Below are 14878 nucleotides of genomic sequence, written 5' to 3'. Positions count from 1 at the left end.
CAGTGGCTCGACGACAAGGACGTGGTTCATGCACGCCGGCACCACCGACCACCTCTCCGATCCGGGCATCCTGGGGCGGGCCGCCGAGCTGGGGCGTCTTGACCGGCTGCTCGGGGCGGTGGACGGCGGCGGCCCGCAGGTGCTGGTGCTGAGCGGGGAGCCGGGGGCGGGCAAGAGCACCCTCGTCGACTGGGCGGCCGAGCGGGGCCGGGCCCGGGGCCTCGGGATCCTGCGGGTGCGCGGCAGTGAGGGCGAGGCCGGTCTGGGGCTGTCGGGTGTGCACCAGTTGCTGCATCCGCTGCTGCCCGGAGAGGGCCTGCCCGCGGGGCAACGGGAGGCGCTGGACCGTGCCTTCGGACCGGAGGCGGCGGGGTACGAGCTGAAACTCGACCAGCTGTCCCTGTGCGTCGGCGTGCTCGGGCTCATCACCGGGGCCGCCGCGCGCCGGCCGCTGCTCCTGCTGGTGGACGACGCCCAGTGGCTGGACCTCGGCTCGGTGGACGTGCTGGCCTTCCTCGCCCGGCGTCTTGAGGGCAGGCCGGTGGTGCTGCTGCTGGCCGCCCGCGAGGACGGCGTACCGGCCCGCTTCGACCGGGCGTTCCCGCAGGTCACCGTGGGTCCGCTGAGCCGTACCGCGGCCGGGCAGCTGCTGGACGCGCAGCCGGATCCGCCGCGCGGCAAGGCACGGGCCGAGATCCTTCAGCAGGCGGCCGGCAATCCGCTGGCCCTGATCGAGCTGCCCCGCGCGCTGGCCCGGGGCCGGACCGGCGACATGGGGGCCGGCGGGGCCGGGGGCGCCACGCTGCCGCTCACCGCACGCCTGGAGAACCTGTTCGCCGCCGACCTGCCAGGCCTGCCCGCGCCCACCCGGGCGGCTCTGCTCCTGGTGGCCGCGGCCGGGCCCGCACGGCTGACCGATCTCCTGCGGGCCGCCCCCGAACTGGACGTCGTATCGGCGCTGGACCCCGCCGAACGCGCCGGCCTGGTGCGGGTGGCCGACGGCGGGGTGCTGCTGCGGCACCCGCTGGTCCGCTCGGCCATCTACCACGCGGCCTCCTTCCACGAGCGTCGGCAGGCCCATCTCGCGCTGGCGGCCGCACTCGCGGAGGAGCCGGACCGCCGGGCCTGGCACCTGGCGGCCGCCGCGACCGGCCAGGACGCGGAGGTCGCCGACGCCCTGGCGGAGAGCGCCGAACGGGCCCGGGGCCGGGGCGGCTACGCGGCGGCCGCGACCGCGCTGGAACGCGCGGCCGAGCTGACCCCGGCGCCGGAGCTGCGAGCCCGGCGCCTGCTGACGGCCGCGCAGGCCGCGATGTTCGCGGGTCATCCGCAGTGGGTCGGCGAGCTGAGCGGCCGTGTCGGCCGGCTGACCGAGGATCCCCGGCTGCGTGCCGAGGCCTCGCTGCTGGGCGGCTGGGCTCTCGGGGTGACGCTCCGTCACGAGGAGGCGCTGGAACTTCTGTTGGGCGTCGCCGAAGCCACCGCGGCCTCGGCCCCGGGCCTCGCCCTCGGCGCCCTGAGCACCGCCGCCACGTCCGTCTACAACTCCGGAGCACCGCACTACCGCGCCGAACTCGACCGGATCGGCGGCCTGATCGACGGGGACGGGGATCCCGCCGGCCGTGCCTGGGCGCGGGCGGTCGTCGATCCCCTTCACGAACGGTCCCGTCTGGCGCAGCGGTTGGCGGACGGGATGGCCGCCCTGGCGCGGGACGAGTCCCTCGGCAACCTCACGGCGCTGGGCGGCACGACCTGGATCCTGGACGAGACCGAGCAGGCCGTGCGCGTCCTCGGGCGGACCATGGACGTCCTGCGGCGGGCCGGCAGCGCGGGCACGAACGCGACCGTGACCCAGGCGCTCGCCCTCGCCCTGTTCGAGAACGGCTCGTGGACGGCGGCCGAGGAGGCGGCGGACGAGGCGTTCTGGATGGCGACGGAGGCGGGAGCGGACAACGTGACCGTGGGCGCCCGCATCCTGCGGGCCGCCCTGCGCGCGCTCCAGGGCGACCCCGCGGCCGCGCGGAGTCAGGCGATGCAGGCCGTACGGGGCATGGACCCGCGCAGGTCGCTGAGTCTTCAGGTCCGCCACCGGCACGCCATGGGCATGGCCGCGTTCGTCGCCGGCGACCACGCGGAGGCCTATGAACAGTTGCGCGCGACCTTCACCCGGGACTTCCGTCCGGCCCCCGTCCACTACCACGCCTCGCTCTACTACCTGGGCGACCTGGCGGCCGCGGCGGTCCGCGCCGGGCGGGCGGACGACGCGCGCACGGTGCTCGACGCCGTCGAGCAGGACCTGAAGCCCGACCCCTCCCCCCGGCTGGCCGCCGTGCTCCACCGGGCCACCGCCCTGCTGACCGACGGCGACGACGCGGAGCGGCACTTCCGCGCCGCGCTCGACGACTCGGCCACCGACTGCTGGCCGTTCGAAAAGGCCCTCGTCCACCTCGACTTCGGCGAGTGGCTGCGGCGGCGCCGCCGCAGCACCGAGGCGCGCCCGCACCTGAGCCAGGCCCTGGAGTGCTTCCAGCGCCTGGACGCCCGCCCCTGGATCGAGCGTGCGACGGCGGAGCTCCGGGCCGCTGGGGCGGCGACGGCCCCCGCCACCCCAGGCGGCGAACTGACCCCGCAGGAACGCCAGATCGCCGAACTGGCCGCCCAGGGCCTGACCAACCGCGACATCGCGGCCCGCCTGTATCTCTCCCCCCGTACGGTCGGTTACCACCTGCACAAGGTCTTCCCCAAGCTCGGCATCACGGCCAGAGCCCAGCTCCGGGACGCCCTCACCCACGAGGACCAGGGCTGACCCGGTCCGGCGCGGCCGCTCCATGAATGCGCCATTCCAATATCCGATAAGTAGCCTTTATCCTGTTTATTCGTTCTCGCTGCGGCCGCAGTGGTGGAGCAGGGACGCGCCAGGAGGCCGGAATGCACCGCTCGATCGTGACCGCGACCCGGCCTTCCGTCGCCGGACACTCGTGATGTCGGGGATCGGGGAGGGGGAGCACGAGAGGGAGCCCCACCTCCCCGGCCTGCACCTGCGCCTGCGTGACGAGCTGGGCCGGATCGACGAGCAGTTGCGCGCCCTGCTGACCGCCATGGACCGGTTGCAGGGCCTGCTGGACGCGGTGGTGGCCATCAGCCGGGAGGTCGAGCTCCCCTCGGTGCTGCACCGCATCGTGACCACCGCCATGGAGCTGGTGGGCGCCCGTTACGGGGCGCTCGGAGTGCTCGACGAGTCGGGAGACAGCCTGGCGCAGTTCATCTCCGCCGGTCTGTCCGAACAGGAACACGCCGCTCTTGCCGAGACCGGCTTCCCTCGCGGCCTGGGGGTCCTCGGGCACCTGATCCGCCACCCCGAGCCGCTGCGGGTGGATCACATCCAGACCCATCCGGCGTCCGCCGGATTCCCGCCCGGCCACCCGCGCCTGCGCACCCTGCTCGGCGTCGCCATCAGCGTGCGCGGCCAGGTCTACGGTGACCTCTACCTCTCCGATCGGCGCGACGGACGGCCCTTCGACGCCTACGACGAGAGCGTGGTCGTAGCCCTGGCCGGTGCGGCCGGCATCGCCATCGAGAACGTCCGTCTGTTCGAACGGGTGCGCCTCGGAGCCGAGCAGTTCCAGCGCCTTCTGCTGCCCAAGCTGCCCGACCTGCGGCCCTTCACTGCCGCCGCCGTCTACCGGCCCGCCGCGGAGCCCAGCCGCCTCGGCGGGGACTGGTACGACGCGATCCCGCTGCCCGGCGACGTCGTGGCGGTCGTCATCGGTGATGTGGTGGGGCACGATCTCAGGGCGGCGGCCGCCATGGCCTCCATCCGCAACATGCTGCGCGCACTGCTGTTCGAAGGGGGCGGCACGCCCGGCGCGGTGCTCGCCCAGCTCGATCGCACTCTGCAGGCCATCACCGAGAATCCCGTCACCACCACGACGCTGGCCCGCATCGAACCGGACGGGCCGGGCTGGCAACTGAGATGGAGCAGCGCGGGGCACGTCCCGCCGCTGCTCATCGCCCCCGGGCGCCGGGCGGAGTACCTGCTCGTCGAGCCCGGCCTGCCGCTCGGGGTCGACTCCGAACAACCTCGCCCCGACCACTCCCGGTTCGTGCCCCCGGGCGCCACCCTGGTCTTCTTCACGGACGGACTGATCGAGCGCCCGGACCGGCCCATCGACGCGAGCCTCGACGAACTCACCTGTCTCGCCACCGCGTACGCCGATCTGCCCCTGCAGGAGTTCGTACAGGCACTGGCCGACCACCACCCGAGCGACGGTCACGACGACATGGCCGTGCTCGCCCTGCGCACCCCGCGCGGCTGACCCCAGGGGGCTCCGCCGGGACGCCCGGCTCAAGGGTGCCGTGGATGATTCGGGGGATCCGGCGGATGATGGACCTCGGGGCGATGTCGATGCGGAGGTCGCCCGATGACTGTCGCGCGGCGTGCACAGCTCCGGCGCGGTGGTGTGGCCGTCCTGGACATCTGTGTCGTCGCCGCGCTCTACTACGGCTCGGCCAGGCTGGGGCTCATTCAGCAACTGGTGCGCAGCCAGGTCACCCCCCTGTGGCCGCCCACCGGTATCGCCCTGGCGGCCCTGCTCCTGCGCGGCCCACGGGTCTGGCCCGGGATCGCCCTCGCCGCGCTCCTGGCCAACATCTCCCTGGGGCCGTCGGTCTGGGCCGTACTCGTGATCGCGACGGGGAACACCCTCGCGCCCGTCTGCTCGTACCTGCTGCTGCGCCGTACGGGATTCCGTCTCGAACTGGACCGGCTGCGGGACGCGCTCGCGCTGATCTTTCTCGGCGCGTTCACCGGCATGCTGATCAGTGCCACGACGGGCAGTGGGACCCTGGCGCTCTCCGGTGCGCTGCCCGCCGGCGGCTTCTGGCCCACCTGGTCGGTCTGGTGGACCGGTGACGCGATGGGCGTCCTGGTGGTGACGCCGGTCCTGCTGGTGCTGCGCTCGGCGCGGTGGCCGAAGAACGCTCCGGCCTCCCGCTGGGCGGAGGCGCTGCTGCTCGTCGCGGCCACCTACGGCGTCGGTCTCCTGGAGACCGGCAGCATCCCCCTCCTGTTCCTCGGCTTCCCGTTGCTGATCTGGGCGGCCTTCCGCTTCCGGCTGGCCGGGGCGGCACCCTGCGCCCTGGCCGTGTCCACCTTCGCGGTCGTGGCCGCCGCCCGGGGCGCCGGCCCGTTCTCCGGTCACGACCTGCTGACAAACATGATCACCCTGCAGGCGTTCAACGGTTCCTCCTCACTCACCGCACTGCTCGTCGCGGCGACCGTCAGCGAGCGCGACGCGACCCACAGGGAGATCGCGCGAGCCTGCGCCCAGCTCGCCGCCATGGTGGCCAAGATCACCGCGGTCGGCCACCCCGCCCTGCCCCCCGACGCCGACGGCACCACGGAGGACCGGAAAGAACCCGACGAACAGCCCAGCAGCCCACCATGACCCCCACCCCGGCCCCGAGCGGTTCGTGCGCCGGCCGGTTCCTGCTTCCCGCCGGGGGATGACGGGGGTCGGTGCGGACGGCGCCGTCGTCCGCGGCCGGGACGGGTGCGGACGGGCGACTGGGGACGGGCGGAGGCGGACGCGCGGAGGCGGACGGACTGCCGGGTCCGCCCGCACCGCCCGGTCAGGTGGCGGTGTCCCGCTTACGCGTGCGTTCGGCGGCGCGGACGATGTTGCGGGCCATGCCGCCGAAGACGACGGCGTGGAAGGGCGACACACTCCACCAGTAGAGCTGGCCGAGCAGTCCGTGCGGGTGGAACAGGGCCCGCTGCCGGTAGCGCGCGCCGCCGGCGCCCTCCTCCTCGACGTACATCTCCAGCCAGGCCAGCCCGGGCAGCCGCATCTCGGCGCGCAGCCGCAGCAGCCGTCCGCGTTCGATCTCCTCCACCCGCCAGAAGTCCAGCGAGTCGCCGACCCGCAGCCGCCGCGCGTCACGTCGTCCCCGGCGCAGACCCACCCCGCCGGCGAGGCGGTCGAGCCAGCCGCGCACCGCCCAGGCCAGCGGGAAGGAGTACCAGCCGTTCTCCCCGCCGATGCCCTCGACCACGTCCCACAGGGCGTCGGGAGCCACCTCGGCGTGGCGTTCGCGTACGTCGGTGTAGAGGCTGCCGCCGGCCCACTCCGGGTCGGTGGGCAGCGGGTCGCTGGGAGCACCCGGCACGGAGGCGGAGGACCAGCGGGTGACGACCTGGGCGTCCCGCACGCGCTGCAGTGCGAGGGTGACGGCGCGGTCGAAGCCGACCGGGTGGCCCGGCAGGCTGGGCACGTACCGCTCGATGTCCCGTTCCCGGCACACCACCTCGTGGCGCAGCGACTCCGTCAGCGGGCGGGCGATGGCCGCCGGTACGGGGGTCACCAGGCCGACCCACTGACTGGACAGGCCGGGCGTGAGCACCGGCACGGGCACGATGAGCCGCCGGGGCAGGCCGGCGACGGCGGCGTACCGCTGCATCATCTCCAGATAGGTCAGCACCTCGGGGCCGCCGATGTCGAAGGCGCGGCTGACCTCGGGCGGCAGTCCGGCGCACCCCACCAGGACGCGCAGCACGTCCCGTACGGCGATCGGCTGGATGCGGGTGTGCACCCAGCGCGGCGTGACCATCACCGGGAGCCGCTCGGTCAGGTAGCGCAGCATCTCGAAGCTGGCCGAGCCGGAACCGATGATGACAGCGGCCCGCAGCACGGCCGTGGGCACGCCCGAGCCGAGGAGGATGCGCCCCACCTCGGCGCGGGAGCGCAGATGCGGTGACAGTTCCCGCTCGGGCACCTCGGCCGGGGTGAGCCCGCCCAGGTAGATCAGGCGGCCGACGCCGCATCTGCGGGCCTGTTCGCCGAAGACACGGGCCGCCTGCCGGTCGGTGTGCTCGAAGTCGGGGCCGGCGCCGAGTGCGTGCACCAGGTAGTAGGCGACATCCACGCCCGCCATCGCCGCCGCCACCGAGCCCGCGTCGGCGACATCGCCCTGGACGACCTCCACCCGACCGGCCCACGGCTGGTCACGCAGCTTCTCCGGTGTGCGCACCAGGCAGCGGACCCGGTACCCGGCGTCCAGCAGTTCCGGCACCAGCCGTCCGCCGATGTAGCCGCTGGCACCGGTCACCAGACAGGTCCTCGGCTCCGTGGCAGCGGTGCCGTTCACGTTCGTCGTCCCGGCTGTCTCGTCCGCCACGCGAACCGCCTCAGTCTCGTCCGTGCGCCCTTGCGCCCCTCGGTCCCGATACCTCTACGGTGCGGTCCGCCCGTCCGGATACGCCGGGTGACCGCGGCATCCGGGTGACGCGGAGCTCTCGACCGCCGGCCGGAGCACGCCCAGATGCGACGGCGATGCCCCTGGGCGGCTCAGGGGGGAGTGAGGGTGTCGAGTTGGGCGGCGAGGTCGGGGTGGGTGGTGATGAGGTGGGGGCGGGTGGCGTGGAGGGGGTGGATGAGGTCGGCGGGGTTGTCGTGGGCGAGGGCGGCGTGGAGATGCCTGAGGGGAAGGCGGGCGGCGTCCGGCAGGTCGGTGAGGGCGGTGATCTGGCCGGCGATGCGGCGCAGGTCCGCTGCGTTGTGGCGGGCCCAGGCGGTGGTGGTGCGTTCGGCGGCGCGGCGTTCGCGGGTGGCCTGGACGCGTTGCTCGCCGGTGGTTCCGGCCGGTCCGGGACGGCCGCGAAGGTAGCGGCGTTCGGCGGCCTGGCGGCTGGCGACGCCAAGGGGGTGGGCGAGGTCGGCCCAGCTGGCTCCGGCGTCCCGGGCGGTCTCGATCAGGCCGGTTTCCCATCCGGCGAGCCGCTCGCGCACCTGCCGCAGCAGGAGAAGGGAGGCCAGGGCCTGGTCCGTGCCGACTTCGGGAGCCTCGGAAGTGCCGGGGGCCTCGTGCCGGGCGGCGCGGAGGGCGTCGTCTATGGCCTCCAGTGCCGCCGCGGCGGCGAAGAACGACGTCGGCCTGTTCGCTTCGGCGCTGGGTGAAGCCGGCAGATCGGCCGGGGTCATGGGCACCTCCCTCGCGGTTGTCATCCTTCAGACGACACCGTGTTTGTCATCCATTGGATGACATGTTACAACGGTTTCAGTGAGGCGCATTGGCAGCCACTGCCCGAACCCTCTGGAGGTGTTTTCCGATGTTGATGCGCACTGACCCCTTCCGTGAGCTCGACCGGCTGGCGCAGCATCTGATGGGTCCCGGCACCTGGTCGCGGCCGTCCCCGATGCCCATGGACGCCTACCGCGAGGGCGACCGGTACGTGGTGTCCTTCGACATTCCCGGCGTCACCGCGGACGCGATCGACATCGACGTCGAACGGAACATGCTGACCGTCAAGGCCGAGCGCCGGCCGGCGGCGAAGGCCGACGACGTGCAGATGGAACTCTCGGAGCGGCCGCTGGGGGTCTTCTCCCGGCAGCTGGTGCTGGCCGACACGCTGGACACCGAGCACATCCAGGCCGACTACGACGCGGGCGTGCTCACCCTGCGCATTCCGATCGCCGAGCGCGCCAAGCCCCGCAAGGTCGCCATCGGCGTCGGATCCGACCGCGGGGAGATCTCCGGCTGAGCCGGACGGAGAAGGGCTGAACAGCGGCGGAGGACGGGTGACCGCTCTCCCCTCGCCCGTCCTCCGCGCCCCGGAGACCGGGGCCGGGGAAGGCTCCGCCCACGGCAGAGCACCGAGCCGCCGGCCCACGAGCGGTTCCGGTTCGTACGGGCGACCACGGCCCGGGGCGGGGGCGCCACCGGAGCGGACCGCCGGCCGGGACATCGGCGCCGCCCCCGCCGTCCTCACCATCGTCTCCGCAGCGCTCTTCGGCCGCCCCCGGCCCACCCGACCACCCATCCCTGGTGACCGCACACCGGCACCCCGACCCTGGTGACAGAAAGGCAACCACCGCAGTGATGTCCGACCGACGCGCACCCTTCCAGCAGCCCTACGGGAGGGCGTACGAGCAGATGCTGGAGAAGGTCCGCTACGACGGCGCCTACGCCACCCGCGAGAAGGCCGAGGAAGCCGTGCGTCTGGTCCTCGCAGGCCTGGGACGCCAGCTGACCGGCGACGAACGCGCCGAACTGGCCGCCCGCCTGCCCTTCGAAGCCGCACGCATCCTCACCGCCCAGGTCCCCGACATCCAGCCGCTCACCGGCTGGGCCTTCGTCAAGGACCTCGCCGCCCGCACCGGCGCCTCCCAGGCCACCACACGCTGGGACACCGGTTCCGTCCTCTCCGCCGTCGCGGCCTGTGCAGGCCAGGAGCTGGTCACCCGCATCCTTCACCAGCTCCCCTCCGGCTACGCGCTGCTGTTCGGCCGCGCGGAGCTCACCCCCGCCGCGTAGCGGCGACGAGGAGCAGGTGCGGGGCGGACGCGTCCTGGGCGTCGCGGTCCGCCCCCGCACCCTCCGCACCGCGAGGTGACCGCTGCCGCCCGCTCGGCCACCCGCGCCGACGAGCCGACACGCCCCTCCGAGCGCATCAGGACCGCCCCGCGTACCCGGCCGGGGCGCCCTTCCGACCGCCTGCCGTACAGGACGATCCCACCAGGCGCTGGGCGCGCTTTCCGTATCCTGCCTGTCGATATCCGAAACCGGCCAGGTGGCCGACCAGCCCCCCTCCTCAGCGCTGAAGTGCCACGCAACACTCCTTGCTCGATCTATCGAGTTTCGATAGATTCCCATCGTGAATCGATGGAGGGGTGGGCCATGGGCAAGCTGACAGTGGGTGCGCTGCGTGCCGTCCTCGGGGTGGTGTTCGCCGGGACCGTGTTCGTGCAGGCCGGGATGGTGTGGGCGTTGGCCGCCAAACCGGCGGACGGATCGCTGCCGCTCACCCCGCTGCGCGTGATCACGATCCTGGGCATGGTGTCGGCCCAGGTCGCCCTGGTCTGCGTATGGCGGCTGGTGACCATGGTGCGACGCGGAACCGTGTTCTCCGACGCCGCCTTCCGGTACGTGGACGGCGTGATCGGCGCGATCGTGGCGGCTGCCCTCGTGTGGTTCGCGGTCACGGGCATCAACGCCCCCGGCCAGCGGGACGATCCGGGCGTCACCGTCATCATGGCCGGGATCGGCGTGGCCATCCTCGGGGTCGCGCTCATCGTGCTCGTGCTGCGGATGCTGCTCACCCAGGCCGTCGCGCGCGACGTCCAAGCGGCCCGGATGCAGGCCGAGCTGGACGAGGTGATCTGATGCCCATCGCCGTCGACATCGACGTGATGCTGGCCAAGCGGAAGATGTCCGTGGGCGAACTCGCGGACCGCGTAGGGATCACCCCCGCCAACCTGGCCGTCCTCAAGAACGGCCGCGCCAAGGCGGTGCGCTTCGCGACGCTCGCCGCTCTCTGCGAGGTGCTCCAGTGCCAGCCGGGCGACCTGCTGCGCTGGGAGGCCGAGGACGCCGCGGGCGGATGACCCGCCCCAGGGCGGGCGCTCCGGCGACGACGGGGACGGGGGCGGCTCATCCAGGGCGTGGATGAGCCGGATAGCGGATTCGGATCGCGCGGAGGATGGTGGCCGGGTTCCGGACGACTCATAGTCGTCCCTACCCGCACGCCGCTGTCCGGATCATTCGCCGGCGCGCGCGGCCGTCCCCGCATGCCGTGCGTCCCCGGCGCCCGTCACAGGCATGCCCGCTCCCGTACCCCGCCTCTGGAGTCGCCATGCCCGGTTCCGTTCCGCCGCCGCCTTCCACGGCGGTCGACGACGCCGCCCCCTTCCCCGTGGCCGTCTCGGGCCCCGCCCATCTGCTGCGAGTGACCCTGCTGATGGCGGGCAGCTGCCTGCCGATCCTGGGCGCGGTGCTCATCGCCCCGGTACTGCCGAAGATGCAGGACCACTTCGCGTCGGTCCCCGGGGCCAAGGCGCTGGTGCCGCTCGCACTGACCGTTCCGGCGCTGTCGCTGGCGCTGCTGGCGCCCTTCGCCGGGGTGATCGTGGACCGGCTGGGCCGCAAGCGCCTGCTGATCCTGGCGACCCTCCTGTACGCCGTGTTCGGCACGGCACCGCTCTGGCTCGACTCGCTGGGGGCGATCATCGCCGGCCGGGCCCTGGTCGGGGTCACCGAGGCCGCCATCATGACGTGCTGCACCACTCTGATCGGCGACTACTACACCGGTCACCGGCGGGTGAAGTACCTCGCCCTGCAGACCATGTGCGCCTCGGCGTCGGCCACCGTCTTCTTCGTGCTCGGCGGCACCGCGGGGTCGGCCGGCTGGCGCGTGCCCTTCTGGGTGTACGCCGTGAGCCTGCTGCTCGCCCCGCTGATGGCCACCGTCCTCGCCGACCCGGCGCACCGGCCGGTCAGCACGGAGATCCCGGCCGGGGCCGAAGGGCGATCTCCCTTCCCCTGGCGGCCGTTGGCAGGCATCTGCGCTCTCACCTTCTTCGGCGCGATGGTCTTCTACACCGTCCCGGTCGAGATGTCCTACCTGCTCGACGATCTCGGGGTGGAGAACTCCGGTGTGATCGGTCTGGCGACCGCGATCGCCAGCGCCGCCACCGTGGGCGGAGCGGTCGCCTTCGCCCGTCTCAAGCGCTCCCCCGACCCGATGCTGCCCGCCGTCCTCGCGGTCTGTGCCTTCGGGTTCGGGGTGATGTCCCTCGCCGGGAACGCCCCGCTGCTGGTCATCGGCGCGGTCGTCAACTGCGTGGGCACCGGCATGCTGCTGCCCGCCCTGCTCACGAGCGCCATGTCCCGGCTGGCGTTCGAGGACCGCGGCCGTGGCACGGGGCTGTGGATGTCGGCCTTCTTCGCCGGTGAGTTCGTCTGCCCGCTGGTGCTGCTCGCCGGGGAGTCGGCGGTCGGCAGCCTGGCCGGTGCCGTGGGTGTGCTCGGGCTGGCCGCGGCCCTGGTCGCCGCGGGGCTCCGGGCGTCCCGGGCGACGGCGGGGCAGCCGGCCTAGGAGCGTCGCGAGTGCCCTCTCGCTACCCCATGAGCGTCGCCCCCACCTCCGCGGCTTTCTGGCGCAGCCAGATGTGGGCCGCGTCCTGGGCGTGCACGGGATGCCACCACATCGCCTCCTGTACCGGCACCGCCTCGAACGGGCAGGGCAGGACCCGCACCGCCGCCGAGCACACCGCCCGCCGCGCCAGCCGCTCCTGGATCATGGCGACCCGGCGGGTGCCCTCGACCATGTGCGGCAGCAGCTGGAAGGTCTGCACCGAGACCTCCACCCTGGGGCTGATGCCGATCATGCTCAGCTGGCGGGCGGCCGGGGCGTCGTACGGGCGCTGGTAGACGGCCCAGGGCAGCTGGGCCAGCTGGTCGAGGGTGAGCTCGTCGCCGACCTCGGGATGGTCGTCGGCGACCATGCACAGCCAGCGGTCCTGGTGGAGGTCGACCGCGGGGAAGCCGTCGATGACGCCGTGCGGCATCAGCAGTCCGTCGACGGTGCTCAGCAGGGCCGCGGTGTTCTCCTCGACGGAGGGTGCCGGGTGCCGGAAGGTGAGCCGGATGCCAGGCGCCTCCCGGTGCAGGTCGCGAGCGAGCGCGGCGCCGAACACGGCGGCGCCGTAGTCGGAGGCGAGCAGGGTGAACTCGCGTTGCTCGGCGCCCGGATCGAAGTCGGCCTGGCTGGCGAAGACCCGCTCCAGCAGGTCGCACGCGGTGGCGCTGCGGTCCCGCAGGGCCACACCGAGCGGGGTGAGTTCATAGCTGTTGCCGGTGCGGGCGAGCAGCTCGTCGTCGAAATGACGGCGCAGTCGGGCCAGCGCGGCGCTCATGGCGGGCTGACTCAGCCCGACGCGCTCCCCGGCCCGGGTGACGTTGCGCTCCTCCAGCAGCGCGCGCAGGGCGAGGACCAGATTGAGGTCGAGTCGGGACAGGTTCACCGGGACCACCTAGGCGAGGGAAAGGCATCCACCGCGTGGATGGGCCTGATCCACAGGATTGATTTCCGTGATTCACGGATCACGGTCAGAGTAGACCGCAACCCCGCAGGAGGAAATCTGATGGCAACGCTCGCGCACCCTGCCGGTCCGTTCGCACCACCCGCCGGCCCGTTCGCGCTCGGCACGTTCTCCGCCGAGGACGGGAATCCGTTCCCCGGCCTCCTGGCGCGGGGCCGGGTGCTCGACCTGAGCCGCGCCCTCGTCTGGGCGCCGTCCAGCGTGCGCGCCGTGGTGGAGCGGTGGGAGGAGACCCTCCCCGCCCTGCACGGACTGGCGGACGACGACACCCTCGACCGGCGGCCCCTGGAAGGTCTGCGCGTGCACGCCCCGATCGAGCCGCGCCAGATCTTCCAGTCCGGCGCGAACTACCGGCAGCACGTGATCGACCTGGAGGTCGCCCACCGTTCCCCCGACGACCCTCGCACGGCCGAGCAGGCGCGTGCGGAGATCGCCGCCGTGATGGACCGGCGGGCCGCCGAGGACCTCCCGTACGTGTTCATCGGCCTGCCCACCGCGGTCACCGGCCCCTACGACGACGTCGTACTCCCCGACTGGGCCGAACAGCCGGACTGGGAGCTGGAGCTGGCCGCCGTGATCAGCAGGCCGGCGTACCGGGTGCCGGTCGGGGAGGCCCTGTCCCACGTCGCCGGGTACACGATCGCCAACGACCTCACCGACCGGGCCGCCGTCTTCCGCCGGGACATGCCGGCCGTCGGCACCGACTGGATGCGCAGCAAGAACGCACCCGGTTTCACTCCGCTCGGCCCGTGGCTGGTCCCGGCCGGGTCGATCACGGACCCCGGCGACCTGCGGATCACCCTCAGGCTCAACGGCGAGACCATGCAGGACGAGTCCACCAAGGACATGCTCTTCGGCGTCGCCCGGCTGCTCTCGTACGTCTCGCAGACCGCGCAGCTCCTGCCCGGTGACCTGGTGCTGACCGGCAGCCCGGCCGGCAACGGCATGCACTGGGGACGCCTGCTGCGCGACGGCGACGTGATGGAGGGATCCATCACCGGTCTGGGCACGCAGCGCACCCGATGTGTCGGGGAGGCCGCGTGAACCGGCACGATGCCGAAGGTGCCATCGCCGAGGCCGCCAAGGCGTACTCGAACTGGGGTCGTTGGGGCGCGGACGACGTGCTCGGCACGCTCAACTTCCTCGACGGGACCAAGCGCCGTGAAGGGGCCGCACTCGTCCGCCGAGGCGTCAGTTTCTCGCTCTCGCAGTCCTTCGACATGAACGGCCCGCAGAAGGGCTGGCGCCGGCGTACCAACCCGGTGCACACCATGCTGGACACCGGCACCGACGCGGCACTCGGCAACCAGGGCTTCCCGCACGGCATCGGCGGCGCCGACGACGTGATCGCGATGCCGTTGCAGTGCTCCACGCAGTGGGACGGCCTCGGCCACATCTTCGACCACGGCAGGGCCTGGAACGGACGCGCGGCCGAGAAGGTCGTCACCTCCGACGGCGACCTCGTCACCGGCATCGAGCACATGGCGCCGTATGTCGCGGGACGCGGAGTGCTCCTGGACGTGGGCCACGTCGTCGGCGCCGAAGGCGAGCTGGCCGACGGGTTCGCCATCACCGAGCAGCACCTGACCGCGACCGCCGAGGCGCACGGCGTGACCGTCGGCCGCGGTGACATCGTGCTCGTCCGCACCGGACGGCTCACCCGCGCCCGGCGGGACGGCTGGGGCGACTACGCGGGCGGACCCGCACCCGGGCTGTCGTTCACCACGGCCGGCTGGCTGCACCGCACCGAGATCGCCGCCATCGCCACCGACACCTGGGGCTTCGAGGTACGGCCCAACGAGTTCGAGAACGCCTTCCAGCCGCTGCACCAGGTCGCCATCCCCAACATGGGCCTGCTGATCGGCGAGATGTGGGACCTCGACGCCCTCGCCGCGGACTGCGCGGCCGACGGCGGGTACGAGTTCTGGCTCACCGCCGCACCCCTGCCCATCACCGGAGCCGTCGGCTCCCCCGTCAACCCGATCGCCGTCAAGTAACGG

13 protein-coding genes are annotated in these 14878 nt (G+C 73.1%); 10 read left to right on the top strand and 3 right to left on the bottom strand.

Features of this window, described 5'->3' with window-relative positions; genetic code table 11:
• Positions 1-28: 28 nt before the first annotated feature.
• From OHB00_RS37615 to OHB00_RS37605, 3 genes are all read left to right on the top strand, one after another.
• Positions 29-2806 (top strand): ATP-binding protein, encoded by a 2778-nt coding sequence (locus OHB00_RS37615; protein ID WP_406441625.1) that lies wholly within the window; start codon positions 29-31, stop codon positions 2804-2806.
• A gap of 175 nt (positions 2807-2981) precedes the next feature.
• Complete coding sequence (locus tag OHB00_RS37610; protein WP_406441623.1) at positions 2982-4316, top strand: PP2C family protein-serine/threonine phosphatase; 1335 nt, start codon at positions 2982-2984, stop codon at positions 4314-4316.
• A gap of 105 nt (positions 4317-4421) precedes the next feature.
• On the top strand, positions 4422-5447 hold the full coding sequence (locus tag OHB00_RS37605; RefSeq protein ID WP_406441621.1) for an MASE1 domain-containing protein: 1026 nt from the start codon (positions 4422-4424) through the stop codon (positions 5445-5447).
• 184 nt (positions 5448-5631) lie between these two features.
• Here the strand turns inward: OHB00_RS37605 and OHB00_RS37600 are convergent, their stop codons facing one another.
• Together OHB00_RS37600 and OHB00_RS37595 are read right to left on the bottom strand one after the other, a co-directional pair.
• A complete protein-coding gene (locus tag OHB00_RS37600) occupies positions 5632-7176 on the bottom strand; it encodes an SDR family oxidoreductase (protein WP_406441619.1) in 1545 nt (514 codons plus the stop codon).
• A gap of 170 nt (positions 7177-7346) precedes the next feature.
• Positions 7347-7979 (bottom strand): type III effector protein, encoded by a 633-nt coding sequence (locus OHB00_RS37595; protein ID WP_406441617.1) that lies wholly within the window; start codon positions 7977-7979, stop codon positions 7347-7349.
• Positions 7980-8107: 128 nt separating this feature from the next.
• Between OHB00_RS37595 and OHB00_RS37590 the strand changes: the two genes are divergently transcribed.
• From OHB00_RS37590 to OHB00_RS37570, 5 genes are all read left to right on the top strand, one after another.
• On the top strand, positions 8108-8539 hold the full coding sequence (locus OHB00_RS37590) for an Hsp20/alpha crystallin family protein (protein WP_406441616.1): 432 nt from the start codon (positions 8108-8110) through the stop codon (positions 8537-8539).
• Between the two features lie 338 nt (positions 8540-8877).
• A complete protein-coding gene (locus tag OHB00_RS37585; RefSeq protein ID WP_406441614.1) occupies positions 8878-9312 on the top strand; it encodes a DUF2267 domain-containing protein in 435 nt (144 codons plus the stop codon).
• Between the two features lie 363 nt (positions 9313-9675).
• Positions 9676-10161, top strand: coding sequence for a DUF2975 domain-containing protein (locus tag OHB00_RS37580; protein ID WP_406441612.1), 486 nt, complete (start codon positions 9676-9678; stop codon positions 10159-10161).
• The gene (locus OHB00_RS37575) at positions 10161-10382 is read left to right on the top strand and encodes a helix-turn-helix domain-containing protein (protein WP_406441610.1); all 222 of its coding nucleotides are present in this window, start codon (positions 10161-10163) and stop codon (positions 10380-10382) included. The genes OHB00_RS37580 and OHB00_RS37575 overlap by 1 nt, the downstream gene beginning before the upstream one ends.
• 248 nt (positions 10383-10630) lie before the next feature.
• On the top strand, positions 10631-11872 hold the full coding sequence (locus OHB00_RS37570) for an MFS transporter (protein ID WP_406441608.1): 1242 nt from the start codon (positions 10631-10633) through the stop codon (positions 11870-11872).
• Positions 11873-11894: 22 nt separating this feature from the next.
• Here OHB00_RS37570 and OHB00_RS37565 read toward each other — a convergent pair whose 3' ends face one another.
• On the bottom strand, positions 11895-12800 hold the full coding sequence (locus tag OHB00_RS37565; RefSeq protein ID WP_406441607.1) for a LysR family transcriptional regulator: 906 nt from the start codon (positions 12798-12800) through the stop codon (positions 11895-11897).
• 120 nt (positions 12801-12920) lie between these two features.
• On the opposite strand from OHB00_RS37565, the gene OHB00_RS37560 reads away from it, so the two are divergent.
• Together OHB00_RS37560 and OHB00_RS37555 are read left to right on the top strand one after the other, a co-directional pair.
• Positions 12921-13922 carry a fumarylacetoacetate hydrolase family protein gene (locus OHB00_RS37560; protein WP_406441605.1) on the top strand — a complete coding sequence of 334 codons (1002 nt, stop codon included), beginning with the start codon at positions 12921-12923 and terminating at the stop codon, positions 13920-13922.
• A complete protein-coding gene (locus tag OHB00_RS37555; protein WP_406441603.1) occupies positions 13919-14875 on the top strand; it encodes a cyclase family protein in 957 nt (318 codons plus the stop codon). The genes OHB00_RS37560 and OHB00_RS37555 overlap by 4 nt, the downstream gene beginning before the upstream one ends.
• The last annotated feature ends 3 nt before the right edge of the window (positions 14876-14878 follow it).

The sequence above is a fragment of the Streptomyces sp. NBC_00631 genome, from assembly GCF_045206895.1.
Taxonomy (GTDB): Bacteria; Actinomycetota; Actinomycetes; order Streptomycetales; family Streptomycetaceae; genus Streptomyces.
This window is presented reverse-complemented; position numbering and strand designations above follow the sequence as displayed.